Genomic DNA, 21,804 nt, shown 5'->3' on the forward strand with positions numbered 1-21,804 from the left:
TTGCCGCGAGCGCCTAGCGCATCGTCGCGAGCTCGACGGCTCGGCCGCGCGCGCCGACGATCTTCACCTCGTCCTTGCCGCAGGTAAAACTGCGGGCGAACTCGTCCGCGGCCTTGCGCGCGAGCTCATTGGCGTTCGGGTTGGCGATCGCGTCGACATAGGCGACGTGGCAGACGGGGCCGGGTGGCAGCCGGGTCACGATCAGCATGGCCTTGGTGTTCGGCCGCCCCTGCTTGTCGGGATCTGTGCCATCGGCGATGTGCCAGCGCTGGATCATCGCAAACGGCTTGGCCCCCGCGGTGCGCCATTCGACCGTGGTCTCGGACGAGTTGAACGGAGCGAACCAGACTTTTGCCGCCGGTTCCTCGGCCGCGGCCTTGCGATTGCGGCCGACCGAGACGATTTCGCGAAGATCGTCCTCGGCGATCAGGACCACGAGGCCATCCTTGCCCTTGCAGACCCGCGTGGTGCTGCCGTCGAGCTCGCTGGGCTTGCCGATCTGGCGGCAATCCTTCGAGGCCGTCGAGCTATATTGGCTGCCCACGGATTGGGCGTCGGCGCGGCCGAGACCGCTGCACATCAGCAACATGGCCAGGAGCAATATGGCCAAGGTTGCGGTGGTGATGCGGAACATGACGACGCCTTTAGTCGAGCGGGAACTCCGTACCATCAGACGTCTTGATTGTGGGCAAGGTTCAAACAGTGTCGACAGACACCTGACAGGGGCGCGGAATCGTTCTAGAAGAGCGGCTTCGCTTGGGCTCTTTCAGCCTTGTTCGCGTCCTCGTTTTTCGTGATCATGCCAGCCACCTCGTCCAACAAACCTTATCGCGTCGGCCGCTCGAAGACCGGGCTCGGCCTCTTCGCCACCAAGCCGATCAAGAAGGGCACCCGGATCATCCGTTATTACGGACCGATCCTGGACTCCCGGATTCCCGAGCACGACGACATCGAGAACAAATATTTGTTCGAGCTCAACGGCCGCTGGACCATTGACGGCTCGGTGCGCAAGAACCTCGCGCGCTACATCAACCATTCGTGCCGGCCCAACGCCGAATCCGACGTCCGGCCGCGCGAGCGCAAGGTCTTCATCCGCGCCATCAAGAACATCGAGCCGGGCGACGAGATCAATTACGACTACGGCACCGATTATTTCAAAGCCTACCTGAAGCCGATCGGCTGCAAGTGCGAATCTTGCGAGAAGAAGCGCAAGAAGCTGCGCGCGGAAGCGCGGGCCGAACGCGCCAAGGTGAAGGCGCGCGCGGAGCGTAAAGCGCAGAAGGCGGGGGCGAAGCCCGTCAGAAAGAAGAAGCTCAACGGCGTCGCTGTTGGCAAAGCCAACGGGCGCGCGCGGGCGTAGCCTGATTTCGAGCTTCTGGCACAACTGTCATGCTCCGCGAAAGCGGGGCATCCAGTACGCCGCGGCCTTTTCGTATGCGACGACTGCCTCTGGAATACTGGGTCGCCCGGTCAAGCCGGGCGACGACAGCGAGTGATGCGGCCTCACGCAGCCAGCATACTCCCGCTCCTGCGCAATCCCACATATTGCAGCTCGGCAAACACGCCGGTCGCGATCGCCTGCGCCACGACCATGAGCTCGCCGGCAAGATTCGGCGACACCGCGCCCGAGAGCAGCAGCGCGATGCTGCCGACCGTCCAGGCCGCGTTGCCGACCACGACTAGCAGCACCAGCGGCTTTGCCACGGAGCCGCGCGAGGCGAGCCAACCGACGAGCGCGGTGTAGGCGATCAGGAACAGGCCGGTCTCGCGCAGCAGCGCTTCGGGCAGGTTGAACAGCGACGCGAACGTGCTGGCGCCGAAAGTGAAACCGAGAGCGGCGACGCCGCTGAAGATCGCGTCGGCAAGAAGCGCGCGGCGAAGCAAGGTGGATGCGTCAATCATCGTGGTCTCCATGGTTGGGTTGGGCTCGAGGTGAAAGTCAGTGCAATCCGCGCCACCAGGCGCGGAGCAGGCGGGCGAGGCGGAACGGGCAAAGGCTCCTGCCGACGCCGTGCTCGAAGGCTGTGACCTGCGCGACGACATAGTCGCCGGTCGAATGCACCAGCGGCTCCGGCATGTTGAGGCCGCGCGCCAGCATCCGGGTTGCGAGTGCCATGGCCCAGGGAACAAGGTGGTCTGCGACGGTCCGGTAGAGCAGCAGTGCGATCATGGTCGTCTCCTGTTGCGACCCAAGATGCGCCGGCCCGAGGCCCAATTCGATTACCTCCGACGTAATGGAAGGGCCGAAATCTGCGTGCTAGGTTTTCGACCATGACCGCACATGCATCCACGGCACAGGCCGAACGCAGCCAGCCGGTCCATATCGGCGACCATCTGCGCGAATGGCGGCAGCGCCGCCGCATGAGCCAGCTCGATCTCGCCGGCGAGGCCGAAATCTCGGCGCGGCATTTGAGCTTCGTCGAGACTGGCCGTGCCGCACCCTCTCGCGACATGGTGCTCAGACTCGCCGAGCGCCTCGACGTGCCCTTGCGCGAACGCAACGTGCTGCTGGTCGCCGCCGGCTATGCCCCGGCCTTTCCGCAGCGCCCGCTGGAGGATCCCGCCTTGAAATCAGCCCGCCAGGCGATCGACCTCGTCCTTAGGGCGCATGAGCCCAATCCGGCGCTGGCTTATGACCGCCACTGGAATCTGGTCTCCGCCAACCGCATGCTGGCGCCGCTGCTCGCCGGCATTCCGCAGCGACTGCTCGGTCAGCCCTTCAACGTGCTGAGGCTTGCCTTCCATCCCGAGGCTCTGGCACCGCGCACGGTCAATCTCGCGGAATGGTGCGGGCATCTCCTGGAGCGGTTGCACCGGCAATGCGAGGCGACCGCCGATCCCGAGCTGATCAAGCTGTACAACGACCTGAAGAGCTATCCGATCCCGGCGCGTGCGGCGCCGCTGTCGAGCGACAATGTCGCGATCCCCTTCAAGCTGCGCCACGACGGGGAGATACTAAGTTTCTTCTCCACCACCATGGTGTTCGGTACGCCGGTCGACATCACGCTATCGGAGCTGGCTCTGGAAACCTTCTTCCCGGCCGACGAGCGCACTGCCGAGCGGCTCCGACAAATGGCAGCAGCCATGAGCTAGCGGCCTTGCCTCGGAATGGGTTCGGCTTATCTTTGGGCACAACCCGCAACGCCCGAAGGAGGCGCTCATGAGCACCCTAAAGCCGCTCCAGATTGACGTCGTCTCCGACGTGGTATGCCCCTGGTGCTATATCGGCAAGCACCGGATCGAGAGCGCGCTGGCGCTGGTGCCCGACGTTCCGGTCAAGCTCAATTTCCGTCCCTTCTTCCTCAATCCCTGGGTGCCGTCCGAGGGCATCAGCCGGGAGGAGTATCTCACCAAGAAGTTCGGCTCGGTCGAGGCCTATAAGGGCATTGCGGGACGCGTCGTTGCGGCCGCGGGCGAAGAGGGGCTCGTCTATCGGCCAGAGCTGGTCGCGCGTCAGCCCAACACCACCGACTGCCACCGCCTGATCCTCTGGGCCGAGGCGATCGGCAAGGCGCCCGAGATGAAGCAGCGCCTGATGGAGCTCTACTTCCGCGACGGCGGCGACCTCACCGATGTGAACGTGCTTGTGCAGGCGGCTGCCGATGTCGGCCTCGATCCCGACGACGTGCGCAAGCGCCTCGCCACCGACGAGGACGTCGCGCGCGTATCGGCGGACGCGCAGGAAGCCGCCGAGAAGGGCATCTCCGGCGTGCCGACCTACGTGTTCGCGCAAAAATACGCCGTCTCCGGTGCGCAGGATCCCAACATGCTCGCGCGCGCCATCCGCGAGGTCTCGGCGGAGATCAACGCCCAGGCGGCTGAGTAGGAGCTATCCTATTTACGAAGCAGGCGAACTGCGCGGCGCGCCGCCGCGTAGGCGATGCCGTGCGCCGCGAGCGCTCCGTGAACGAGCGCGACGATGGGGTCGTTCCGCAGCAACGGTATCAGCACGTCGCCGACGGCGAAACGCCCGCGCCAGATCGGGTTGATCATGGGGTGATCGGCGCTCGCGGTGGAATCCGCGCTGGCAATGGCCGGATCGGCGCAGAGGCGGCGGGTGAGCTCGAGCGTAAGCTGCACGCCCGGCGAATATCTTGCGAAGCGCTCGTCGATGCCGAGCTTGAAGAAGAAGGCGCGGTCCTGATGGCGCAGTACGATGCCGGCGGCCACCGGCATCGCGCCGGCGCGAAGGGTGACGATCTCGCATTGCGCGGTTTCTGCCAGCGCGGGAACGGCGCGGCGGATGAAGGTTGCATCGCCGGCATGCTGGACCAGCGCGGTTCCGCGCTTGCCCTTCCAGCCACTAGCTTCGAGCTGCAAAAATGTCTCGAGCGCCGGCCTGATCTCGTCGGGGCTGCGCGCGACGTCGAACACGGCCGCGCCGTGTTCTTCGAGACGATGGCGTTGGCGGCGTAGCTCCTTGAGCTTTTTGGTGCCGAGCGCGTCGCGAAGCAGCGTCTCACCGTCCTGGGTCGCGTCGAGGCTGGCGCGGATGTAGGAGTTGAGGAGGCGCGGCTTCAGGCCGTCGCGATTCAGAACCTGGTTGAGGGCGGTCATTGCCGCCCCATCGAGCGCGACATCGTTCAGCACGAGCGCATGCGCTCCGGCCGCGCGGGCCTGCTGCAACAGGCGCGCCGCTGCCTCGATCCGGGCATCGCGGTCGATCAGCGGGCTGCACAGCGTACCATAGGGATGCGCGCTCACCAGCGCGGGCAGGGGGATCTTCCATGCCCGCCAGAGCGAGATCACCGGCATCAGCCCGATCAGCCGCGATCCATCGCATGCGGAAAGCGCCGAGGCATCGGTGCGGCCGCGCGCGGTTGCGCTGACAGCGAGCTCCCAGCCCGGCAGGTAATATCCGTTCGGCTCGATCGCGCGCTGAGCGAGTGCGCGCCACTGGCTGGGTTCGATCGCCGTAAGCGGGACACGCGCGCGCGCCGCCGCGGCATGCTTTGCCGATGCCGGATTGATCGCAGCCTGGTGCGCGATATCGACCACGTCCCGTCGTCCCCGTTCAGGAGGCCATGCTTAGCGCAAAGATTGGAAAATACCGTTGGGACGCCGCTTCAATTCGAGTGGTAATATTAACGTCCCGTTGAGCATGCGGCCACGAGCCGCCGCATGGCGATTGCATAGGGTGGCAGAAGGCTGCCGGACGACCTCGGCCTGCATGGTTCGAGACGCCCGCTTGGGCGGGCTCCTCACCATGAGGGTCTGAAATCTCGTCGCAAACCGCGACCTCATCCTGAGGGCCCGCCCCAGGCGGGCGTCTCGAAGGATGGCCGCAAGCAAGCTTTCCGCCGCATCTTTCAGCTGCGATAGGCCTGGCATGCAGCGGGAGACAGCTGGCTATCGGTCACCCGGCACGAAATGGTCGCGCGCGCTTGCTCGTCCGCCGCCGGCAGTGTCGGTGATCCCGATGTCGATGTCGCGCGAGGTCTGCGGCAGCTGCGTCGGGCCGACCTGCACCGACAGCCGGACCTCGCGGGTCTGATCCTGCCCGACCTCGACGACGGGCTTGCCGTCAGCTGCAACCTCGATGCCGGCGACGCGAATTGTCGCGCCCGGCAGGCCGGAGACCTCGAGCGCAAACGACCGCTGCTCGCCCTTGTTGAGGATGCGCAGGGTGTAGTCGTTGCGGACGCCGCCACCGGCGAGCTGAACGAAGAGTGGATTGCGCTCGTGTAGCACGTTGACGTCCATCGTCGCACGCGTGGCGAGCGCGTAGAGCATGATGCCGCCAGCGATGGCAATGGCCGCGGTATAGATCAGGGTGCGCGCGCGGATGATGCGGTAAATCGGCGCCTTGCCCTCGCTCCGGCGCTGCATGTTGATGTCGGTATCGTAGCCGATCAGGCCGGCGGGCCGGCCGATCTCCCGCATCACGTTGTCGCAGGCGTCGATGCACAGGCCGCATTGGATGCAGCCGAGCTGGATGCCGTGCCGGATGTCGACGCCGGTCGGGCAGACATTGATGCACTGGTGGCAGTCGATGCAGTCGCCCGCGATGTCGCCATGGGTGCGGGCGACCTGCGCCTTCTTCACCGACATGCGTGGCTCGCCACGGTCGCGGCGATACGTGACGTTGAGCGCCCATTCGTCGGTCAGCGCCGCCTGGATGCGCGGCCAGGGACACATGTAGATGCACATCTGCTCGCGGGCGTGACCTGCAAAGGCGTAGGTCGTTGCGGTCAGGATGCCAATCCAGAGATAGGCGATGAACGGCGCCTGGACGGTGGCGAGCTCCTTCACCAGCGTCGGCGCGTCGGCGAAATAGAGCACCCAGGCGCCGCCGGTCCACCAGGCGATCATGATCCAGAGAAAGTGCTTGGTTGCGACCTTCCGGATGTGACCAAAGGTCCAGTAGCGCTTGTCGCCCAGCATGCGCTCGCGCCGGTCGCCCTCGACCCAGCGTTCCACTGCATAGAACAAATCGGTCCATAACGTCTGTGGGCACATGTAGCCGCACCAGATACGACCGGCCACCGCGTTCATCAGGAACAGCACCATGGCGGCAATGATGAGCAGGCCCGTGAAGTAATAGACCTCCTGCGGCCACAGTTCGATGAAGAAGAAATAGAACCGGCGATGCGGCAAGTCGACCAGGACAGCCTGGTTCGGCAGGCCGGGTCCGCGGTTCCAGCGAATGAAGGGCAGCAGATAATAGGTCCCGAGCGTGACGCAGAGGATCGCCCATTTGATGCGACGGAACGGCCCGTGGACCGATTGCGGGTAGACCTTCTTCCGCTTCTCGTAGAGCGGTCCCTCGATGATGGTGTCGTCGGTCATCCTGCGCTCCTCGCGTCTAGCGCAAGCGAGAGGCCTATCCGGGAGTGCAGAAGAGGCGGTACAGCGTCTCCAGCAACGCGCGGACTTCCTGGCTCGCGATACTGTAGTATATCGTCTGACCATCCCTTCTGGGTTTGACCAGGCTCAATGCGCGCATCTTGCCGAGATGCTGAGATAGTGCGGCCGACGACAGGCCCGCGATGTCGGCGAGTTCGCCGACCGACTTCTCGCCGTCCAGCATGTTGCAGAGGACCAGCAGTCGCTTCGGATTGCCCATGGCCGTGAGGAGGCGGGAAGCCTCCTCGGCCTTCTCCTCAAGCGCGACCAACTCTTGATTGCGGAGCTTGCGTTTCATGGCCGACATATATTAGTATATTCGAAAATACGAAAGAACTAAAGTAAAGGTATCCGCCCGCGCCGGGCGTGCTCGATCCGGAGGTCGCATGGTCTCGACATCATTTACGCCAATCGCCTCCCTTGTTGGCGGTGCGCTGATCGGCTTGTCTGCCGTTCTGCTGATGTGGGCGACGGGGCGGATCGCCGGCGTCAGCGGCATCGCGGCGCGGCTGTTTCCCCCTTACCAGGACCGCCAATTTCCTGGCCGGCTTGCCTTCATCGCAGGCCTCGTCGCCGCGCCCGTGCTCGTGCTGCTCGTCACCGGAAGCCTGCCGGCGCAGACAATCGAGGCGAATCCGGTCGTTTTGATTGTCGGCGGCTTGCTTACGGGCTTCGGTTCGGTCTGGGGCAGTGGCTGCACCTCCGGCCACGGCGTCTGCGGCCTGTCGCGGCTCTCGGCGCGCTCGCTGGTCGCGACCATGACCTTTATGGCGACCGGCATGGCGACGGTCCTCGTGATGCGGCACTGGAACTGATGGCGATGGCTATACCGGTTCAATTCTTGATCGGCGTGATTTTCGGCCTGGGCCTGATCGTCTCGGGCATGGCGAATCCGGCGAAGGTCCTGAACTTCCTCGACGTCGGCGGCATCCCGGCGGGGACGTGGGATGCGAGCCTTGCCTTCGTGATGGCCGGCGCGGTGGCCGTGACTTTCACCGGCTTCAAACGTGTCCTGAAGCTCGCGCGGCCCTACTTCGCCGAACGATTTTATCTTCCGAGGCGCAACGACATCGATCCCAGGATCATCGCAGGCCCCGCGATCTTCGGTGTGGGTTGGGGACTGGCGGGCTTCTGTCCGGGGCCGGCGCTGACCGCTCTCGGATTTGGCTCCGTGTCTGCCGTCATCTTCGTCGTTGCGATGAGTGCCGGCATGGCGCTCGCCCGCTTCGTCGCTCACCTGCCGTCATTGACGCGCTTCGTCACGCCGGCCGATCCGTTCGACACCTAGAGTAAACGCAGAGAGTAAGTCATGGACAAGAATTACCCCGAGATCACCCGCCAAATCTCCGCCAACATGCGCAAGCTGCGCAGCGACATTCCCGACACCATGAAGGGATTTTCCGCACTTGCACAGGCCGCCACGCGCGACGGCGCGCTGGACAAGAAGACCAAGGAAATGATTGCGCTCGCGCTCGGCGTTGCCGCGCATTGCGATGGCTGCATCGGCTTCCATACCGAAGCCCTGGTCAAGCTCGGTGCAACGCGCGAGGAGGTCGAGGAGACGCTCGGCATGGCCGTCTACATGGGCGGCGGGCCGTCGCTGATGTATGCCGCGGATGCGATCGCGGCCTACGAGCAGTTCCAGCAGCAGACAGTTGCTGCCTGACGTCTGCGACACGAATCGCATGGGCGGGACCGGACGAGTTGTCTCGTTCGGTCCCGCCTGTCATGTCATCATTGATTACCAGCGGTCCCCGCCGACACCGACGCCAACACTGACGCCGGGCGCGCGGATACCGACGCCGCCGCGCGGACCATCGTCCCAGTCGCGATAGGTGCGGCGCTCATAGTAGCGGTCGCGCGGCATGGTCGCATAGGAGTCGCGCACGATCACGCGCGAGCCGCCGCGGGTGCGATAGCAATTGCCGGAATCGTCGCAGACCAGCCGCACTTGCTGGACGAGATCGGGGCTGGTGTATTCGCTGGTCGTATAGACGTCGGCGGCCTTCGCGCCGCTCACCGCTGCCAAGGCTCCGACACCAGCCAGCAATGCAATCGTGAATGTCCTCATCATGTCCTCCTCGAAACTGCCCTCGGCGGTAACAAGAAGGGGAGGCCATGATCGTTCCGGCAAAATTACAGGTTTTTCCCGGAACCGGATCGGATGTCGGCTTGATCTGCTTCCTAGATCGGCTCGTAGCTTTCCGACCCGCAGATGTCGTCCGCTTCGGCGCGGCGGCGATCGACCACCTTTCCGCCCGATATGGTCACGATGTAGGTCTGTGGCCCGAGCGGCGATCCGGTCGCCGAGGTGAGCTGGGCGCGGACGCAAGCTGTCCAGCCCGGTCCCCGCACCTCACGATGGGGTGAGGCGACATGCACCTCACGCGGATAGGCCGTGCTGAGGAAGACGAATTCGATCTGCTCGCGCACGACGCGTTTGACGTCGGGGGCCGCTTCGGGCGGCGGCTGCTCGGCCTCCTTCATGCGCATGAACTCGGGCACCGGTGCGCGGCTGTCGGCAAAGCCGCAGGCCCCGAGCGCGAGCGCGCTGGCCAGCAGCGCGGCGTGAGCAATAATCCGTAACATCCGTGAAGGTCCCCTGCGGGCCAAAATATAGGCACGAATGCGATCCGACGAAGACCCGGCCAATCAAGATTTGCTGAAGCCAGGATTTCTTGAAGCCAAGATTTCCTGGAGCAAGATTCCTGGAGCAAGATTCCTGGAGCAAGATTTCCTGGAGCCAGAATTTCCTGAAGCCCTGGACCCCGCGGCATTGGCTATTCCATAATTGCCGGCTAGTTTGTACCCCAGACGAGGGGGATTGCGCCCATGAGGATTTTGGTCATAGCGGCCGCCGTGCTGGCGCTGGCGGTTGCCTCCGCGCAGGCGCAGATGGGCGGCGGCAGGCGTCAGCCTAACGAGGGCGGCCAGAAGGCGGACAACAAGCCCAAGGTCGACGAGAAGGCCTACAAGGCCGCGCTCGAGCGCATTCCCGAATCCAAGGAGAAGTACGACCCTTGGAGCGGGGCGCGTCCGCCTGAACCCGCCAAGAAGCCGAAATAGGTGAGGCGGGCGCTGGCGACCCGCCCCCGGTATTTGGCAGCTCTCATCACGCTCCTCTTGTTTTCGGCGCGGCCAGGCCTCGCCTGGGAGAGCTGGGGTGGCGATCCCGGTGGCTCGCGCTTCTCGCCATTGCGAGAGATCACGCCCGACAATGTCGGCAACCTGGTTCGGGCCTTCGAATTCCAGACGGGCGATCTCGCGGCGCGGCCGCCCGGAGTGATGCGGCGAACCAAATTCCAGGCGACGCCGCTGTTCGTCGAGGACAGCCTGGTCTTCTGCTCGCCTTTCAACGAGGTGATTGCGCTCGATCCCGGCACGGGCGCGCAGAAATGGCGCTACGATCCGAAGATCGCAATCAACCAGCGTCCCGCCAACCGCTACGTCTGCCGCGGCGTCACCTACTGGATCGACGATGAGGCGCCTGCGGATGCCGCATGTCGATCGCGTATCTTCATGGGCACGAACGATGTTCGCCTGATCGCGCTCGATGCGAAGACGGGTATCCCCTGTGGCGGATTCGGGGAGGGCGGTGAGGTCAGGCCCGATATCGGCATGAAGCTGGAATGGCCCGGCGAATTCCAGATCACCTCGCCGCCGGCGGTCGGCCGCGGCGTCGTCGTGGTCGGCTCCGCGATCGGCGACAACCGCCGCGTCGACGCGCCGAGCGGTGTGGTGCGCGCGTTCGATGCGCGTAGCGGTCAGCCGCGCTGGACGTTCGAGCCGCTCAAGCGCGACGGCATCGAAGCCGGTCACGCCAATGTCTGGGCGCCGATGTCGGTCGACGCGGCGCGCGGACTGGTATTCCTGCCGACGTCCTCGCCGTCGCCGGATTTTTGGGGCGGCAAGCGGCCGGGCAACAACGAGCATGCCAATTCGGTGGTCGCGCTGCGCATTGAGACCGGCGAACTCGTATGGGCATTCCAGACCGTGCATCACGACGTCTGGGATTACGATCTTCCGGCGCAACCGACGCTCACGCGCATCGACACCGGCGAAGGTCAGCGCGATGTCGTGATCCAGCCGACCAAGCAGGGCTTTGTCTTTGTGCTCGATCGCGATACCGGCAAGCCGGTGTGGCCGGTCGAGGAGCGCAGCGTTCCGCAGGGGGCCGCGGAAGGTGAACGGCTGTCGCCCACGCAGCCATTCCCGACGCATGTGCCACCGCTGATGTCGCAAAAAATCTCGACTGAGGATGCGCTCTCGCTCGTTCCTGGCCTGCGCCGCTCAGCTTGCGAGACGCAGTTTGCGGAGGCACGCAACGAGGGCCTGTACACGCCACCCTCAACGCAAGGCACGCTGGAGTTTCCCTTCACCGGCGGCGGCGTCAACTGGGGCAGCGCAGCCTTCGATCCCGTCAACCAGGTCCTCTATGCCAACACCAGCCGGGCCGTTCATCTCATCAAGCTGATTCCGCGGGCGGAGGCGGCCGGATTCGATCCTCCGCCCGGTCATGATTTCGGCCAGCAGAATGGTGCGCCGTTTGCGATGTCGCGTGCGGTGGCAATGTCGCCGCTCGGGTTTCTTTGCAACAAGCCGCCCTGGGGCGAGATGGTCGCGGTCGATCTGAAGGCGGGCAAGATCCTCTGGCGTTCGACGGTCGGCACCACCGAGGATCTCGCCCCGCTCGGCGTGCCGCTGCCGTGGGGTGCGCCGCTCGTCAACGGGCTCGCTGTCACGGCAGGCGGGCTCGTCTTCACCGGAGCGATGGACGCCTATTTGCGCGCCTTCGACGCGCGCAGCGGCAGTGAGCTGTGGCAGGGTCGGCTGCCCGTGCCAGGCGTCGCCAATCCGATGACCTATTTCTGGAAGGGAGAGCAGTATGTCGCGATCGGCGCCGGCGGCCACTCCGAGGCAGGCACCTCGATCGGCGACAGCGTCGTTGCGTTTCGCCTGGCACTGCCCGGCGAGGGGCCGTCGTTATGGTCGCGTACCATCGATCGTCCCGGTGGGCGATTTTTTGCGGCATCATCGGCGATCGCGCTCGCGATTATCGCGCTCGTGGTTGCAGGCCTGCGCTGGCGGCGCCGAGGTCGTATCGCGCGAACATGACGCAGCATCGCGCGCGATGCGAACGATCATTCACATCATATGCACTACTGCACGAAAGCGAGGCCGATGCGCCTCTCGCTGCGCCAATTACGTTGAACTAAATTCAATCCTGGCGCTACTTGCACAGCGCTTCAGATTTCGTTTACGACGTCGAACCGGAAGTCACTCCGCCGATTTTCCCCCAAGCCGTTCCTTTGTGGCGCTACGCGCCGATGGAGATATTGATGAAGACCACGTTTTCGCTTCTGTTCGCCGCAGCGCTCTCGCTGTCGTCCATGCCCGCCCACGCCACCAAGCTCGATCTCGCGACCATGAGCTGCAAGCAGTTCTTGGAGAGCGGCGACGACACCATCAAGATGGTGCTGACCTGGATGGACGGCTGGTACAAGGGCGACGAAGAGAACGCGATCATCGACACCGACGTGTTCGTCGAGAACGCCAAGCAGTTCGGCAGCTATTGCGGAAAAAATCCGAACGTCAGCATCGTCACGGCGGCTGACGAAGTGCTCGGCAAGTAACGTCTCCCGCGTGACGGCGCGAAGCGCGATCGCGCTTCCTGTCTCGACATGACGCCATCGAGAGCCGCGGTGCGCTTTGCGCTCACGCGGCTTTCCTCTTTTCGGCTGATACTCACCCCGGCAGCATCGCGAACGCGCTCGACACCATCGCCACCGGCTTGTTGTCGGTGGCCGAGAGCAGCGTGACCCGGCCAAAGCTCATGCTGCGTCCGAGCCGCACCACGCGGGCGTCGGCCAGCACGTCCGACGAGGAGACCGCGCGCATGAAATGCGTGGTCTGGTCGACCGTCGTCATCGGTCGATAGCCGCGGTTGGCGGCGAGGTTCGCGATCACCATCGCGGTGTCGGCGAGCGCCATCAGCGCTTGGCCGCAGACCACGCCGCCGTTGCGGCACAGGCGCTCCGAGAACGGCATGCGCAGGAGCGCTGCCGGCTGCCAGTCCGGCACGTCCGGCGGCGGCAGGTGCTCGATGCGCTCGACCGACAGGTTGAGATCCTGGACCCAGGGCGCAAAGACCTCGCCGAGGATGCGTCGGGCCTCAGTGATGCCGAACTCGGCTTCTGGCTGCGATGGCATTGCTGTCGTTCCCTCCGTATTGTCGGATGTTCGGCAATCCGAGCAGACCGGCGCGGCAAAGTCACCCGGCCTGCCGCGGGTCCCGGTCGGCTTGAAAATGCCTGACTTCGCCCGGTATGATGCCACGGAGTGGGTATGGGGTGGGTGATGTTGCGTCGGTATGTCCTCGTGTTTTGTCTGGCCGGGCTCGGCCTGTTGCTGAACGGGTGCACCAAGTGCGGCCCGATCTGGGACGACTGGCTCCACGCGCCGAAATCGTGCAAATCGGACCGGCTCTAGCGGGCCGAGCGGCCCCTGCGGTTGTGACAGGGGCGACAAGGCGCGGGCGACCCGCGCCGCATGGATGATCAAGGAGCCAATGATGAAGCTTTTCCGTATGGCCGCGGTGCTGGCTGTTCTGGCGGGACCGACCGTGCTGGCGGGACCGGTCTATGCGCAAATGCCCAATCTCAATTTGCTGCAGGAGGGGCCTGGCAAGACCCCCGAGGAGAAGGCCGCGGAAGCCGAGCGCGACAAGGCCTACAAGGAAACGCTGAAGAAGATTCCGGATTCCAAGGCTTCCAACGATCCCTGGGGCGGCATGCGCTCCGATCCGCCGAAGCAGGCGGCGGCGCCAAAGGCGTCGGCCGCGACCGGTGCGCCGAAGAAGAAGTCCGGCACGTCTGCCAATTGACCATCTGCCCGATCGGAGGCGGTTGATGCCTCCGGCCGGGACTCCTCTTCGGTCGGCCTGCTTCCTACATTGCGCGAGAGCGTATTGCCTAAAGGAGGCGGAACATGGCCGATCGTCCGCGGGATCTCGCCGAGCGGATGGCGCGCCGGCGCACGATGGGCGGCAAGCCCGGCGCGACGGCCGGCGACGGCTATCTGCGCGAGACCTTCACGCTGCCGCGCGCGGCGGCGCGGGAGAGGGCGCAGGCCTTCTTCGCCCGCTATCCCAAGGCCGGCTATATGAGCGCGGTCGAGACTTGGCGCGAGCTGCCCGGCGGCGACATCGAATTCACCATGCGACGGCTGCCCAGCGCGGATTAGGGCCGGCCCCTATTCGAAGGTCTCGGATGTGATGCGGATCCGGAACACGGGCTCCTTGGCCTCGTCCAGCAGCTCCATGTTCCATTCGGAGTTTTCCTGGAGCTTGCGGGCGATGCCGGCGGCCATGTCGGCGCAGACGCTGGTCATCTCCTTCCAGGCCAAATCGCGATCGGCAAATTCCGACGCCTGGTCGGCGCAGCCGGAATAGCGGCCGTTCCGGATGCGAAAGAAGTAGAGCGGCATGGTTCGTACCGATCGCGCCTGATGGCTCCGTCCCCACGGCCAAATTCGCGGGCAGTCCAATCCCAAACCATCGGCAGATCAATTCCGGGCGGCTACGGAATAGCCCCATGGACGCGGCTGCGCCCCTGCAAGCCATGCTGCCGACGATCTCGGTCCGGCCGCTCAGGTCGCGTTGCGCCCGATCGCCTTCAGCTCCCGATCGATGCGCAGCTGCACCCGCCGGATCGCCAACAGATCGATCTTGGTCTCGGTCCTGCCGGTCTTGATCTGCTCGCCGATCCGGAACTGCCACTGCCAGATGCCGGGAAGTGCCGTCTTGGCGACGGTGAACTCGATGCCCCTGTGATTCATGGCCTTCTCCCACGATTCACTCCCAACCCTGAGAACATGCCGGGCGGCATAATATTCCAGGGAAAGCCAAATCTGTCGGTAAGCCCCGGATAGCGCATGGCTATCCCGCAAACGCACGCGCTGCCGCCCAGCGGCGGCGCGAGGCCTCTCCGTGGTTCTCCGGCCAAGAACAGAGTTCCTGGGATGGGTCAGGGCGCCTTCCCGAACGCGGCGGCATGTGCCTTGCTTGGCCCGATGACGGTCAGCAACATGGGCGCGTCATGCCGGGCATTCCCCGCCGCTATTCTCATTTCGTGTTCGGAATCATCCAGTCCGGACTGACCTCGCTGATCGCCGCGGGCATCGCCAGCCTTCCCGCAGGGAACGCGCTGGACTTCCTGGCGCACTGGCTGGTGTCGTGGCTGATCGCATGGGCGGCGATGCTGCCGATCGTGCTGCTCGCAGCGCCGGCGATCCGCGCCTTCTCGCTGCGCCTGACGCAGGAGGAGGGCGGCTCGCAAACCGGCCGGCCGGCATGAAAATCAGCATGAAAAAACCCCGCTTGGAAGAGCCAAGCGGGGAGAAGGTTATTGGAGGCTGAGGTGCTGGGCTGCAACACCATAGCCAGGCGACTCTAGCCGGCTCAGCTTACGACAGCCTGACAAGGCCCGGCGATGACAGCGAAAGCCGGAGCTCGGGGGCCGCAGACTGGCCCCGCACCGGTCCCAATTTCGACATCCGTTCGCACAACTCAGGACACAACCGCAGGCGAGATTTCGCAGCGACGGTGCTGCCATGGGGGAAACGTGGCGCACCGGCAACGGGGTGGCATCATGGACAACGTAGAGCGGTCATTCGCCGCCGCGACGGCGGCTGGCTTCGTAGTGCTGGTGATCGGCATCGGATTGCTGGTTCTGCTGTAGGCGGGGTTGGGTGCCGGGAGACGGCTCCGGGGTGGAAAGGCCCATGCGCGCCTTTCAAAAACGCGAAAACAACCCCATGCACAGTAGCCCGCCCACAAATTCCGTCGTGCCATCAATGGCTTACTGGTAGTATTTAGATACCATATGGGCACGGACTCGCCTCCATGGCCGTCCGAATCCCGATTCCCGTGCCGATTCCCTGAGATCAAAGGGCGCTGCTCCGGGATCGTCGCCAGCGCGTTGCCGCTGGCAAACACCGACGCCTGCCGAGTCGGCAAGCGGGTCTCGGTCAGCTCCTAAGCGCTCGTCCTCGCGGCCTAATGAACCTTGATCGCGTCCAGCGGCAAATGGAGCTCGGCGGCACGCTCTTCGCGATCCTTCTTGCGGAACTCATTCTCCTTGCGCTCGAACTTGATCATCTCCTCCCGCGCCGCCTCCAGCAGCGGATTGCGCCGGTTCGTATCGTGATGCGTGTTATTCGTCATGACTGAGGTCCCCAGAGTTGCGGTCCCGTCCAAGAGTCCGATGCAAGACTCCCATGCAAGAGTCCCATCCCAGAGAAGGCCGCAGACCGCGAAAAGGTTCGGTGCCGCAGGATTACGGAATTCTGACGGCGCGCAGGGCATCCGTCTTTGATGCGCGTCAGGCCAGCACCAAAATCCGCAAAAGAACATATTGCGAACCTAGAACAAATAGAGTACATTGATTTTATCGCCGCGCCGCCCCGCCAGCCGTTTGTCCCTCTAGCGAATCCTCGCCATAAGGAGCACGACCCAATGTCCACCACTGCCCTGCGTATCGTCGAAGGATCTTCCATGGACAAGAGTAAAGCTCTGGCCGCCGCGCTCTCCCAGATCGAGCGGCAGTTCGGCAAGGGCTCGGTGATGAAGCTCGGCAAGAACGACCGCTCGATGGATGTCGAGGCGGTCTCTTCGGGCTCGTTGGGGCTCGATATCGCGCTCGGGATCGGGGGCCTGCCGAAGGGGCGCGTCGTGGAGATCTACGGGCCGGAATCCTCGGGCAAGACCACGCTGGCGCTGCACACGGTGGCGGAAGGGCAGAAGAAGGGCGGCATCTGCGCCTTCATCGACGCCGAGCACGCGCTCGACCCGGTCTATGCGCGCAAGCTGGGTGTCAATATCGACGAGCTCCTGATCTCGCAGCCGGACACCGGCGAGCAGGCGCTGGAAATCTGCGACACGCTGGTGCGCTCCGGCGCGGTCGACGTGCTGGTGATCGATTCGGTCGCGGCCCTGGTGCCGAAGGCCGAGCTCGAGGGCGAGATGGGCGATGCTCTGCCGGGTCTGCAGGCTCGTCTGATGAGCCAGGCGCTGCGCAAGCTGACGGCGTCCATCAACAAGTCCAATACCATGGTGATCTTCATCAACCAGATCCGCATGAAGATCGGTGTGATGTACGGCTCGCCGGAAACCACCACCGGCGGCAACGCCCTGAAATTCTATGCCTCGGTTCGCCTCGACATCCGCCGCATCGGCGCGATCAAGGAGCGCGACGAAGTGGTCGGCAACACCACCCGCGTCAAGGTCGTCAAGAACAAGCTGGCGCCGCCGTTCAAGCAGGTCGAGTTCGACATCATGTACGGCGAGGGCGTTTCCAAGATGGGCGAGATCCTCGATCTCGGCGTCAAGGCCGGCATCGTCGAGAAATCCGGCGCATGGTTCTCCTATGACAGCCAGCGTCTTGGCCAGGGTCGCGAGAATTCGAAGGCGTTTCTGAAGGCCAACCCCGACATCACCGCCAAGATCGAGACCTCGATCCGCCAGAACTCCGGCCTGATCGCCGAACAGATTCTCGCCGGCAGCCCCGAGCGTGACGCCGACGGCGAGGAGCCGGGCGACGAGTAAGCTTCAACAGTAAAGTTTTTCGCGAGGAGCGGGCGCTGAGGACGTTGAGTTGCCGACGTCTTCGGCGCCTGTTTCGTTTGGGTTTGGTCGTGCTCGGGGGGCGCGATGAAGCGTCTGATCTTGACCAGTTCGTCCGGAAGCGAGCTCGCACGATCGGGGTTGGCGGAGCTTGTCATCTCATCCTCGTTTCACTTTGAGTGGGGACCTCTGCCCTCGCCCGAGAAGCTCGTAGCCTATTTCGCGGCGCGTTCGGCGAATCTCGGGCCCGGTGATCATTGGTCTGATTGGGCCATCCGGTGGCCCAAGAGCATCAAGGACCGCAAAGACTTGTCCCTTGCGGACTTCTGCGAGCAATATGACGTGGTTGAACTTTGGTTCGATCCAGCTCCCCGGGATCAATTGCAGCTCGTCTGCCTGCTGGACCACCTCAGCTCCTGCTCCTCGCTGGTGCCAAAGCTTAGACTTCGACTCGTCTCATCCGAGCTGACGACAGCACACGGTGAGGATCTCGCTGCATCCGAGCCGCACATTCATGTCGTGCCTATTAGGGCCCAGGAATTCGAGACTGCCCGGTTGGCGTGGTCGGCCTACCGCGCGATGACCCCTGAGGCGTGCGTCGATCTCCTTCACCAGGATCTCAGTGCATTGCTGATGCTGCGCCCGGCCTTGCTCGATCTCTTGGCAGAACTCCCGTCGCCTTCGACCGGACTCGGTGCGACCGAGATGCGGTTCTTGGAGATGCTTGCCAGAGGGTTTGCGAACACGGGTTCGTTGTTTCACCTGCGCTCGCATCGGCGCACGTTCGTGTTTGGAGAGACTGAGTTGGGTCGGTTGCTCGACGGGCTCGCGCTCGGCCCCAGGCCCGCAGTGGCCGGATTGGACGACGAACTGCGGACAATCGATCGCGAGAATCACAGGGATCGCCACGCCGCATATGTACGCAGCCGACTGTCACTGACGGAGTTCGGGGAGGCTGTCCTGGCCCACCAGGAGGATTTCAGTCGCCACAATCCGATCGACCGCTGGTGGGGCGGCACGCATCTGACCAATGATCGGCTGTGGCGTTACGGCCATGTTTGACGAAACCTTGAGGCTGCGAGCATGACACGGCTCGTTATCACGACTGACTCGTCCATCGCCGGCGCCATTCAACGGGCGGGCTTTGCCGACCTCGTGATTGCGATCGAGCGCCGAATGGTCTGGGGACCGTGGGCCTTAGATAAATAAAATCGTCTGCCGTAGGCTGTAGGATGGGTAGAGCGAAGCGAAACCCATCGCACTTTCCATCCTTAGAACGGAATGCAGTGATGGGTTTCGCTGCGCTCTACCCATCCTACGCAGCGTCTTACTCCGCCGCCTCCGCGTAATCGCTCACCGGCGGGCACGAGCACACCAGATTGCGGTCGCCATAGACATTGTCGACGCGCCCGACCGGGGACCAGTATTTGTCGTTGCGCGAGGTGCCCGCGGGGAAGCAGCCTTCGGCGCGGGTGTAGGCGCGCTTCCAATCGTCGTCAGCGATGTCGTGCACGGTGTGCGGGGCGTGACGGAGCGGCGAGGCCTCGATCTTGAAGCGGCCGCCTTCGACCTCGGCGATTTCCTTGCGGATCGCGATCATGGCATCGCAGAAGCGATCGAGCTCCGCCTTGGATTCCGATTCGGTCGGCTCGATCATCAGCGTGCCCGGCACCGGGAAGCTCATGGTCGGCGCGTGGAAGCCGTAGTCGATCAGGCGCTTTGCGATGTCGTCGACGGTGACGCCTGAGGTCGTCTTCAGCGCGCGGGGATCGACGATGCACTCATGCGCGACGCGGCCCTTTTCGTTCCTGTAGAGAACCGGGAAGTGCGCATCGAGCCTTGCTGCGACGTAGTTGGCGTTGAGGATCGCGATCTCGGTGGCGCGCTTGAGGCCTTCGCCGCCCATCATCAGGATGTAGATGTAGGAGATGGTCAGGATCGAGGCTGAGCCGAACGGCGCTGCCGAGACTGGGCCGACCGGCGCATCCCCGTTCGCCGCTGGATGCCCCGGCAGGAACGGGGCGAGGTGCGCCTTGACGCCGATCGGGCCCATGCCCGGGCCGCCGCCGCCATGCGGGATGCAGAAGGTCTTGTGCAGGTTGAGATGGCTGACATCGGCGCCGTAATCGCCGGGCCTGCTCAGGCCGACCTGCGCGTTGAGGTTGGCGCCGTCGAGATAAACCTGCCCGCCATGGCCATGCACGATGTCGCAGATCTCGCGGATATGTTCCTCGAACACGCCATGGGTCGAGGGATAGGTGATCATGACGGCGGCGAGGTCGTTCGAATGCTTCTCGGCCTTGGCGCGGAGATCGTTGACGTCGACGTCGCCGTTCTTCTCGCATGCGACCACCACCACGTCCATGCCGACCATCGCGGCCGAGGCCGGGTTGGTGCCGTGGGCGGAGGAGGGGATCAGGCAGATCTTGCGATGCGTCTCGCCACGCGCCGCGTGATAGCCGCGGATGGCCAAAAGCCCGGCATATTCGCCTTGCGCGCCCGAATTCGGCTGCAGCGAGATCGCGTCATAGCCGGTGATGTCGCACAGCCACTTCTCCAGGCGCGCGAACAGCGCGTGGTAGCCCTTGGCCTGCTCGCGCGGGGCGAAGGGATGCAACGAGCCGAACTCGGGCCAAGTCAGCGGCATCATCTCGGTGGTCGCGTTCAGCTTCATGGTGCACGAGCCGAGCGGGATCATCGCGCGGTCGAGCGCGAGGTCGCGATCGCTGAGCTTGCGCATGTAGCGCAGCATCTCGGTCTCCGAGCGATGCGCATGGAAGACGGGGTGGGTGAGGAAGGAGGTCGCGCGCTTGAGCGCCTCCGGCAGCGCCTCACGCGTGGTCGCGTCGATCTCGGCGTAGGCAAGCTGGCCGCCGAAGGCGCGCCAGACCGCTTCCACCGTCGCGGGCGTGGTGGTCTCGTCCAGCGCGATGCGCAAGCTGTCGTCGCCGACACCGAGATTGATTTTCTCGGCCGCCGCGCGCGCGACGATCTCGGCACGCTTCGCGCCTGTAACCACGCTGAGCGTGTCGAAGAAGCTGTCGGACTGCAGCGCAAAGCCGAGCTTGCGCAGGCCCGCGGCGAGCACCGCCGTGCGGCGATGCACATTGCGCGCGATCTGCGTCAGGCCTTCGGGGCCGTGATAGACCGCATACATCGAGGCGATCACGGCGAGCAGCACCTGCGCGGTGCAGATGTTGGAGGTCGCCTTCTCGCGGCGGATGTGCTGCTCACGGGTCTGCAGTGCGAGGCGATAGGCAGGCATCCCGCGCGAGTCCACGGAGAGGCCGACGATGCGGCCGGGCAGCGAACGCTTCAGCGCATCGCGCACCGCCATATAGGCCGCGTGCGGCCCGCCATACCCCATCGGCACGCCAAAACGTTGCGCCGAGCCGATGGCGATGTCGGCGCCGAGCTCGCCGGGCGAGGCGAGCACTGTCAGCGCCAGCAGATCGGCAGCGATGATCGCAAGCGCGCCCTTGGCCTTCAGGCTGGCGATCGCGGGCCTGAGGTCGCGCACAGCGCCTGACGAGCCCGGGTATTGCAGCAGCGCGCCAAGCACGTCCGTCTTGTCGAGATCGGTGAGGGGATCACCGACGACCAGGGTCCAGCCCAGCGGCTCCGCGCGGGTGCGCATCACGGCGAGTGTCTGCGGATGCACGTCCTTGTCGACGAAAAAGGCCTTTGCTTCGACCCGCGAGTGCCGCTCCGCGAGCGCCATCGCTTCGGCGGCCGCGGTGGCTTCGTCGAGCAGCGAGGCGTTCGCGACGTCGAGCCCGGTGAGGTCGCAGATCATGGTCTGGAAGTTGAGCAGCGCCTCGAGCCGGCCCTGGCTGATCTCGGGCTGGTAGGGCGTGTACGCCGTGTACCAGGCCGGGTTCTCCAAGATGTTGCGCTGGATCACCGCAGGCAAGATCGTGCCGGAATAGCCCTGGCCAATCAACGAAGTGAAGACCTGGTTCTGGGCGGCGAGTTCGGCCATATGCGCGATCGCCTCGGTCTCGCTGAGCGGCTTGCCGAGATCGAGTGGGGCGGCCTGCCGGATCGAAGCGGGAAGCGTCTGCGCCATCAGCGCATCGACGCTGTTCGCGCCGACGGCCTCGAGCATCGCGGTGACGTCGCGCGTGGAGGGGCCGATGTGGCGGCGAACGAAGCTGCTGGTGTCGCCGTTGGATTTGCGGTGTGCGGTCATCATGGGTCCTCGCTTCAGATGTTCTTGTCGCCGTCATGCCCCGCCTAGTGCGCACTTGCGCACGGGGGCGGGGCATCCAGTAAACGCAGCCGCTTCGGCTAGGGCCGATGGGCCGCGGCGTACTGGATCGTCCGCCTTCGCGGAC

The 21,804-nt window shown here is 64.5% G+C and carries 28 protein-coding genes; 15 read left to right on the top strand and 13 right to left on the bottom strand.

Annotated features, from left to right (window positions below; genetic code table 11):
• Positions 1 to 13 precede the first annotated feature (13 nt).
• Positions 14 to 634, bottom strand: a complete 621-nt coding sequence (locus tag ABIB80_RS17280) for a hypothetical protein (RefSeq protein WP_354128115.1) — start codon at positions 632 to 634, stop codon at positions 14 to 16.
• Positions 635 to 799: 165 nt separating this feature from the next.
• Here ABIB80_RS17280 and ABIB80_RS17285 point away from each other — a divergent pair, with 165 nt between their 5' ends.
• On the top strand, positions 800 to 1,360 hold the full coding sequence (locus ABIB80_RS17285; RefSeq protein WP_354128050.1) for an SET domain-containing protein: 561 nt from the start codon (positions 800 to 802) through the stop codon (positions 1,358 to 1,360).
• A 143-nt stretch (positions 1,361 to 1,503) separates the two neighbouring features.
• Here the strand turns inward: ABIB80_RS17285 and ABIB80_RS17290 are convergent, their stop codons facing one another.
• Together ABIB80_RS17290 and ABIB80_RS17295 are read right to left on the bottom strand one after the other, a co-directional pair.
• A complete protein-coding gene (locus ABIB80_RS17290) occupies positions 1,504 to 1,902 on the bottom strand; it encodes a hypothetical protein (protein WP_354128051.1) in 399 nt (132 codons plus the stop codon).
• A gap of 37 nt (positions 1,903 to 1,939) precedes the next feature.
• Entirely contained in the window at positions 1,940 to 2,170 is a 231-nt protein-coding gene (locus tag ABIB80_RS17295; RefSeq protein ID WP_198288280.1) for a hypothetical protein, read from the bottom strand.
• Positions 2,171 to 2,271: 101 nt separating this feature from the next.
• On the opposite strand from ABIB80_RS17295, the gene ABIB80_RS17300 reads away from it, so the two are divergent.
• Positions 2,272 to 3,093, top strand: coding sequence for a helix-turn-helix domain-containing protein (locus tag ABIB80_RS17300; protein ID WP_219685023.1), 822 nt, complete (start codon positions 2,272 to 2,274; stop codon positions 3,091 to 3,093).
• A 67-nt stretch (positions 3,094 to 3,160) separates the two neighbouring features.
• The gene (locus ABIB80_RS17305) at positions 3,161 to 3,826 is read left to right on the top strand and encodes a DsbA family oxidoreductase (protein ID WP_354128052.1); all 666 of its coding nucleotides are present in this window, start codon (positions 3,161 to 3,163) and stop codon (positions 3,824 to 3,826) included.
• An 8-nt stretch (positions 3,827 to 3,834) separates the two neighbouring features.
• Here the strand turns inward: ABIB80_RS17305 and ABIB80_RS17310 are convergent, their stop codons facing one another.
• The 3 genes from ABIB80_RS17310 to ABIB80_RS17320 all read right to left on the bottom strand — a co-directional run bounded on the left by ABIB80_RS17310 (position 3,835) and on the right by ABIB80_RS17320 (position 7,144).
• Positions 3,835 to 4,998 (bottom strand): GNAT family N-acetyltransferase, encoded by a 1,164-nt coding sequence (locus tag ABIB80_RS17310; protein WP_354128053.1) that lies wholly within the window; start codon positions 4,996 to 4,998, stop codon positions 3,835 to 3,837.
• A 351-nt stretch (positions 4,999 to 5,349) separates the two neighbouring features.
• A complete protein-coding gene (ccoG, locus tag ABIB80_RS17315; RefSeq protein ID WP_354128054.1) occupies positions 5,350 to 6,789 on the bottom strand; it encodes a cytochrome c oxidase accessory protein CcoG in 1,440 nt (479 codons plus the stop codon).
• A 34-nt stretch (positions 6,790 to 6,823) separates the two neighbouring features.
• On the bottom strand, positions 6,824 to 7,144 hold the full coding sequence (locus tag ABIB80_RS17320; RefSeq protein WP_007602193.1) for an ArsR/SmtB family transcription factor: 321 nt from the start codon (positions 7,142 to 7,144) through the stop codon (positions 6,824 to 6,826).
• Between the two features lie 88 nt (positions 7,145 to 7,232).
• Here ABIB80_RS17320 and ABIB80_RS17325 point away from each other — a divergent pair, with 88 nt between their 5' ends.
• From ABIB80_RS17325 to ABIB80_RS17335, 3 genes are read left to right on the top strand one after another with little or no spacing between them, the layout of a single operon-like run.
• Complete coding sequence (locus ABIB80_RS17325) at positions 7,233 to 7,661, top strand: YeeE/YedE family protein (RefSeq protein ID WP_354128055.1); 429 nt, start codon at positions 7,233 to 7,235, stop codon at positions 7,659 to 7,661.
• Between the two features lie 5 nt (positions 7,662 to 7,666).
• Positions 7,667 to 8,134: a DUF6691 family protein gene (locus ABIB80_RS17330; RefSeq protein ID WP_354128056.1), complete on the top strand. Its 468-nt coding sequence runs from the start codon at positions 7,667 to 7,669 to the stop codon at positions 8,132 to 8,134.
• Between the two features lie 21 nt (positions 8,135 to 8,155).
• The gene (locus ABIB80_RS17335; protein ID WP_007602197.1) at positions 8,156 to 8,512 is read left to right on the top strand and encodes a carboxymuconolactone decarboxylase family protein; all 357 of its coding nucleotides are present in this window, start codon (positions 8,156 to 8,158) and stop codon (positions 8,510 to 8,512) included.
• 75 nt (positions 8,513 to 8,587) lie between these two features.
• Here ABIB80_RS17335 and ABIB80_RS17340 read toward each other — a convergent pair whose 3' ends face one another.
• A complete protein-coding gene (locus ABIB80_RS17340) occupies positions 8,588 to 8,920 on the bottom strand; it encodes a hypothetical protein (protein WP_035994586.1) in 333 nt (110 codons plus the stop codon).
• Positions 8,921 to 9,030: 110 nt separating this feature from the next.
• Entirely contained in the window at positions 9,031 to 9,435 is a 405-nt protein-coding gene (locus ABIB80_RS17345; RefSeq protein WP_007602199.1) for a hypothetical protein, read from the bottom strand.
• A 37-nt stretch (positions 9,436 to 9,472) separates the two neighbouring features.
• Between ABIB80_RS17345 and ABIB80_RS17350 the strand changes: the two genes are divergently transcribed.
• From ABIB80_RS17350 to ABIB80_RS17365, 4 genes are all read left to right on the top strand, one after another.
• A complete protein-coding gene (locus ABIB80_RS17350) occupies positions 9,473 to 9,637 on the top strand; it encodes a hypothetical protein (RefSeq protein WP_354128057.1) in 165 nt (54 codons plus the stop codon).
• Positions 9,638 to 9,678: 41 nt separating this feature from the next.
• Positions 9,679 to 9,912 carry a hypothetical protein gene (locus tag ABIB80_RS17355; RefSeq protein WP_007602200.1) on the top strand — a complete coding sequence of 78 codons (234 nt, stop codon included), beginning with the start codon at positions 9,679 to 9,681 and terminating at the stop codon, positions 9,910 to 9,912.
• A gap of 33 nt (positions 9,913 to 9,945) precedes the next feature.
• Positions 9,946 to 11,961, top strand: a complete 2,016-nt coding sequence (locus tag ABIB80_RS17360) for a pyrroloquinoline quinone-dependent dehydrogenase (protein WP_354128058.1) — start codon at positions 9,946 to 9,948, stop codon at positions 11,959 to 11,961.
• Positions 11,962 to 12,185: 224 nt separating this feature from the next.
• On the top strand, positions 12,186 to 12,479 hold the full coding sequence (locus ABIB80_RS17365; protein ID WP_007602202.1) for an HdeA/HdeB family chaperone: 294 nt from the start codon (positions 12,186 to 12,188) through the stop codon (positions 12,477 to 12,479).
• A gap of 112 nt (positions 12,480 to 12,591) precedes the next feature.
• Here the strand turns inward: ABIB80_RS17365 and ABIB80_RS17370 are convergent, their stop codons facing one another.
• On the bottom strand, positions 12,592 to 13,056 hold the full coding sequence (locus tag ABIB80_RS17370; RefSeq protein ID WP_007602203.1) for a PaaI family thioesterase: 465 nt from the start codon (positions 13,054 to 13,056) through the stop codon (positions 12,592 to 12,594).
• Positions 13,057 to 13,417: 361 nt separating this feature from the next.
• Between ABIB80_RS17370 and ABIB80_RS17375 the strand changes: the two genes are divergently transcribed.
• Positions 13,418 to 13,729 (top strand): hypothetical protein, encoded by a 312-nt coding sequence (locus tag ABIB80_RS17375; protein WP_007602205.1) that lies wholly within the window; start codon positions 13,418 to 13,420, stop codon positions 13,727 to 13,729.
• Positions 13,730 to 13,833: 104 nt separating this feature from the next.
• Positions 13,834 to 14,088, top strand: a complete 255-nt coding sequence (locus ABIB80_RS17380) for a hypothetical protein (RefSeq protein ID WP_219685014.1) — start codon at positions 13,834 to 13,836, stop codon at positions 14,086 to 14,088.
• Positions 14,089 to 14,097: 9 nt separating this feature from the next.
• Here ABIB80_RS17380 and ABIB80_RS17385 read toward each other — a convergent pair whose 3' ends face one another.
• Together ABIB80_RS17385 and ABIB80_RS17390 are read right to left on the bottom strand one after the other, a co-directional pair.
• Positions 14,098 to 14,331, bottom strand: coding sequence for a DUF6894 family protein (locus ABIB80_RS17385; protein WP_018456379.1), 234 nt, complete (start codon positions 14,329 to 14,331; stop codon positions 14,098 to 14,100).
• A gap of 162 nt (positions 14,332 to 14,493) precedes the next feature.
• The gene (locus tag ABIB80_RS17390; RefSeq protein ID WP_007602208.1) at positions 14,494 to 14,682 is read right to left on the bottom strand and encodes a hypothetical protein; all 189 of its coding nucleotides are present in this window, start codon (positions 14,680 to 14,682) and stop codon (positions 14,494 to 14,496) included.
• A 260-nt stretch (positions 14,683 to 14,942) separates the two neighbouring features.
• On the opposite strand from ABIB80_RS17390, the gene ABIB80_RS17395 reads away from it, so the two are divergent.
• Positions 14,943 to 15,200: a DUF2798 domain-containing protein gene (locus ABIB80_RS17395; protein WP_007602209.1), complete on the top strand. Its 258-nt coding sequence runs from the start codon at positions 14,943 to 14,945 to the stop codon at positions 15,198 to 15,200.
• 701 nt (positions 15,201 to 15,901) lie between these two features.
• On the opposite strand, the gene ABIB80_RS17400 is transcribed toward ABIB80_RS17395, so the two are convergent.
• Positions 15,902 to 16,069: a hypothetical protein gene (locus tag ABIB80_RS17400; RefSeq protein ID WP_354128059.1), complete on the bottom strand. Its 168-nt coding sequence runs from the start codon at positions 16,067 to 16,069 to the stop codon at positions 15,902 to 15,904.
• A 291-nt stretch (positions 16,070 to 16,360) separates the two neighbouring features.
• Between ABIB80_RS17400 and recA the strand changes: the two genes are divergently transcribed.
• Positions 16,361 to 17,449, top strand: coding sequence for a recombinase RecA (gene recA / locus ABIB80_RS17405; RefSeq protein WP_007602214.1), 1,089 nt, complete (start codon positions 16,361 to 16,363; stop codon positions 17,447 to 17,449).
• Positions 17,450 to 17,554: 105 nt separating this feature from the next.
• Entirely contained in the window at positions 17,555 to 18,529 is a 975-nt protein-coding gene (locus ABIB80_RS17410; protein ID WP_354128060.1) for a hypothetical protein, read from the top strand.
• 265 nt (positions 18,530 to 18,794) lie between these two features.
• On the opposite strand, the gene gcvP is transcribed toward ABIB80_RS17410, so the two are convergent.
• A complete protein-coding gene (gene gcvP / locus ABIB80_RS17415; protein ID WP_007602217.1) occupies positions 18,795 to 21,659 on the bottom strand; it encodes an aminomethyl-transferring glycine dehydrogenase in 2,865 nt (954 codons plus the stop codon).
• Positions 21,660 to 21,804 lie beyond the last annotated feature (145 nt).

The sequence above is a fragment of the Bradyrhizobium sp. i1.15.2 genome, assembly GCF_040548425.1.
Lineage (GTDB): Bacteria > Pseudomonadota > Alphaproteobacteria > Rhizobiales > Xanthobacteraceae > Bradyrhizobium > Bradyrhizobium canariense.

Coding starts and splice junctions, on each gene's coding strand:
- ABIB80_RS17280 (WP_354128115.1), bottom strand. CDS start 634: ATGTTCCGCATCACCACCGCAACCTTGGCCATATTGCTCCTGGCCATG.
- ABIB80_RS17285 (WP_354128050.1), top strand. CDS start 800: ATGCCAGCCACCTCGTCCAACAAACCTTATCGCGTCGGCCGCTCGAAG.
- ABIB80_RS17290 (WP_354128051.1), bottom strand. CDS start 1,902: ATGATTGACGCATCCACCTTGCTTCGCCGCGCGCTTCTTGCCGACGCG.
- ABIB80_RS17295 (WP_198288280.1), bottom strand. CDS start 2,170: ATGATCGCACTGCTGCTCTACCGGACCGTCGCAGACCACCTTGTTCCC.
- ABIB80_RS17300 (WP_219685023.1), top strand. CDS start 2,272: ATGACCGCACATGCATCCACGGCACAGGCCGAACGCAGCCAGCCGGTC.
- ABIB80_RS17305 (WP_354128052.1), top strand. CDS start 3,161: ATGAGCACCCTAAAGCCGCTCCAGATTGACGTCGTCTCCGACGTGGTA.
- ccoG (WP_354128054.1), bottom strand. CDS start 6,789: ATGACCGACGACACCATCATCGAGGGACCGCTCTACGAGAAGCGGAAG.
- ABIB80_RS17320 (WP_007602193.1), bottom strand. CDS start 7,144: ATGAAACGCAAGCTCCGCAATCAAGAGTTGGTCGCGCTTGAGGAGAAG.
- ABIB80_RS17325 (WP_354128055.1), top strand. CDS start 7,233: ATGGTCTCGACATCATTTACGCCAATCGCCTCCCTTGTTGGCGGTGCG.
- ABIB80_RS17330 (WP_354128056.1), top strand. CDS start 7,667: ATGGCTATACCGGTTCAATTCTTGATCGGCGTGATTTTCGGCCTGGGC.
- ABIB80_RS17335 (WP_007602197.1), top strand. CDS start 8,156: ATGGACAAGAATTACCCCGAGATCACCCGCCAAATCTCCGCCAACATG.
- ABIB80_RS17340 (WP_035994586.1), bottom strand. CDS start 8,920: ATGATGAGGACATTCACGATTGCATTGCTGGCTGGTGTCGGAGCCTTG.
- ABIB80_RS17345 (WP_007602199.1), bottom strand. CDS start 9,435: ATGTTACGGATTATTGCTCACGCCGCGCTGCTGGCCAGCGCGCTCGCG.
- ABIB80_RS17350 (WP_354128057.1), top strand. CDS start 9,473: ATGCGATCCGACGAAGACCCGGCCAATCAAGATTTGCTGAAGCCAGGA.
- ABIB80_RS17355 (WP_007602200.1), top strand. CDS start 9,679: ATGAGGATTTTGGTCATAGCGGCCGCCGTGCTGGCGCTGGCGGTTGCC.
- ABIB80_RS17365 (WP_007602202.1), top strand. CDS start 12,186: ATGAAGACCACGTTTTCGCTTCTGTTCGCCGCAGCGCTCTCGCTGTCG.
- ABIB80_RS17370 (WP_007602203.1), bottom strand. CDS start 13,056: ATGCCATCGCAGCCAGAAGCCGAGTTCGGCATCACTGAGGCCCGACGC.
- ABIB80_RS17375 (WP_007602205.1), top strand. CDS start 13,418: ATGAAGCTTTTCCGTATGGCCGCGGTGCTGGCTGTTCTGGCGGGACCG.
- ABIB80_RS17380 (WP_219685014.1), top strand. CDS start 13,834: ATGGCCGATCGTCCGCGGGATCTCGCCGAGCGGATGGCGCGCCGGCGC.
- ABIB80_RS17385 (WP_018456379.1), bottom strand. CDS start 14,331: ATGCCGCTCTACTTCTTTCGCATCCGGAACGGCCGCTATTCCGGCTGC.
- ABIB80_RS17390 (WP_007602208.1), bottom strand. CDS start 14,682: ATGAATCACAGGGGCATCGAGTTCACCGTCGCCAAGACGGCACTTCCC.
- ABIB80_RS17395 (WP_007602209.1), top strand. CDS start 14,943: ATGCCGGGCATTCCCCGCCGCTATTCTCATTTCGTGTTCGGAATCATC.
- ABIB80_RS17400 (WP_354128059.1), bottom strand. CDS start 16,069: ATGACGAATAACACGCATCACGATACGAACCGGCGCAATCCGCTGCTG.
- recA (WP_007602214.1), top strand. CDS start 16,361: ATGTCCACCACTGCCCTGCGTATCGTCGAAGGATCTTCCATGGACAAG.
- ABIB80_RS17410 (WP_354128060.1), top strand. CDS start 17,555: ATGAAGCGTCTGATCTTGACCAGTTCGTCCGGAAGCGAGCTCGCACGA.
- gcvP (WP_007602217.1), bottom strand. CDS start 21,659: ATGACCGCACACCGCAAATCCAACGGCGACACCAGCAGCTTCGTTCGC.